Genomic DNA, 1,679 nt, shown 5'->3' on the forward strand with positions numbered 1-1,679 from the left:
CGGCCCAATTTGCACAATTTATATTGGTCTGATTTTGGGATTATATATTCTACATTCAGAAAGCCTTCTTGGTGGAGTAATTGTAGCATATCATAAGCAGTCCATTTACTAACTCCCAATTTTTGGGCAACTTCACAATAATGAATAGGAGAACCTTTCTGCTGGTATAATTCTATTAAAACTACTAAAAATTCTTTTTGCCTTGAAGTAATTTCCATAACCAATAATCTCCCAAAAGACCCAAAAAGTAATTTAAAAAAAATAGTCTTTTCTAAATTAATTATATCACTTCAAAACAATTTTGCAAATTTTTTTGAATATTTGTAGAAAAATTAAGAAATAAAATTGCTACTAAACTAAATCATATATAGTAGGGTTGTATAACAATACATCCCAGATTTTCTATACTTAGTTTATAAAATATTTATTTTTATAATATTTTTTGTTAGAATAAAAGGTGTCATAATTAAAAATTTGTATTATAATAAGTAAAAAGAATATTATAATAACAAATAAAAGCAAAATTTCTTCAAAGCACAGATCACGTAAGGGTTTGATTTATCAAGCTCATTATAATAATTTGAAGGAGGAAGTAGCATGGTATTAGAGGCAATTAAAAAAAGGCAGAGTGTTCGTAGTTATCGGGAAAAAGAAATTCCCGAAGAAGTATTACAACAGATATTAGAGGCGGGCAGATTAGCACCTTCTGCTAGTAATCAGCAAGGTTGGAAATTTATAGTAGTAAAAGAGGAGATTTTAAGAAAAAAATTGGTTCCTGCTTGCAAGAATCAGAAATTTGTAGGAGAAGCTCCGGTAGTTATCGCCGGGTGTGCTACTAATCTTGATCATATAATGAGTAATGGTGAGCACAGTTATCCTATCGATTTGGCTATTGCTCTGGATCATATGAGCTTGGAGGCAGCTTCTTTAGGATTAGGAACTTGTTGGATCGGTGCCTTCTACCAGGATCAGGTTAAAGAAATCTTAGGTGTTCCCGAAGATGTCCGGGTTGTTGCCCTAATGCCGGTAGGATATCCTAAGGAATTAGGAAGTAAGACCGGGAGAAAGCCTTTATCGGAAATTGTTTGTTACAACAAATATAGAACCTAAAACTTGTTAGATAAAATTTGTCAGAACCATTCATGACCTAAGGATAATTAGGGCAGACGTAAAGTCTGCCCTTTTAATTTGTTTTATTTTTTTCTTGAAATAAGAGATTTAATCCTACTTCTTCATTAAATTCCCTTTCTATTTTGCCCCCAATCTCTTCGATTACAATTTCACCGGTTCCACTAATAACTGCAGAATTTAAATGCCCTCCATAAGCATTATATTTAGAATCAGATAAACTAATATGTAAGTGAAGATATATTTCCTCATTCATGGTAGAGATATTTCCAGATAAACTGATAATTTCATAATCCCCGATTAATTCTTTAGAGTGATACTGTTTATGCTTAGCGTTAAAAAGTCCAATAGTTACTCTATCAGTAGCTCCAATTCCACTAATTGTGCCTAATTTTATTTTATTTTCCTTACAAAATTGTTTTAAAGTTTGGACAATTTCTTCTCCTTTATCGATTCTTACTATCCATTTGTTTCCGATTTTTTTAAATTTCATATTTTACCTCCTAATTCTAATTTATAGCAGTTGATAAGGAGACTCCATTTTCTTGCTT

2 protein-coding genes and 1 pseudogene are annotated in these 1,679 nt (G+C 31.4%); 1 reads left to right on the forward strand and 2 read right to left on the reverse strand.

The features are described from left to right. A pseudogene (locus COZ07_RS05605) lies at positions 1 to 218 on the reverse strand (hypothetical protein); the annotation flags it as partial. 379 nt (positions 219 to 597) lie between these two features. Here COZ07_RS05605 and COZ07_RS05610 point away from each other — a divergent pair. Next, positions 598 to 1,110, forward strand: coding sequence for a nitroreductase family protein (locus COZ07_RS05610; RefSeq protein WP_406607595.1), 513 nt, complete (start codon positions 598 to 600; stop codon positions 1,108 to 1,110). A 73-nt stretch (positions 1,111 to 1,183) separates the two neighbouring features. Here the strand turns inward: COZ07_RS05610 and COZ07_RS05615 are convergent, their stop codons facing one another. Further along, positions 1,184 to 1,621 (reverse strand): PPC domain-containing DNA-binding protein, encoded by a 438-nt coding sequence (locus COZ07_RS05615; protein ID WP_406607596.1) that lies wholly within the window; start codon positions 1,619 to 1,621, stop codon positions 1,184 to 1,186. Positions 1,622 to 1,679: the final 58 nt, after the last annotated feature.

The sequence above is a fragment of the Candidatus Infernicultor aquiphilus genome (assembly GCF_002784285.1).
Classification (GTDB): Bacteria; Atribacterota; Phoenicimicrobiia; order Phoenicimicrobiales; family Phoenicimicrobiaceae; genus Infernicultor; species Infernicultor aquiphilus.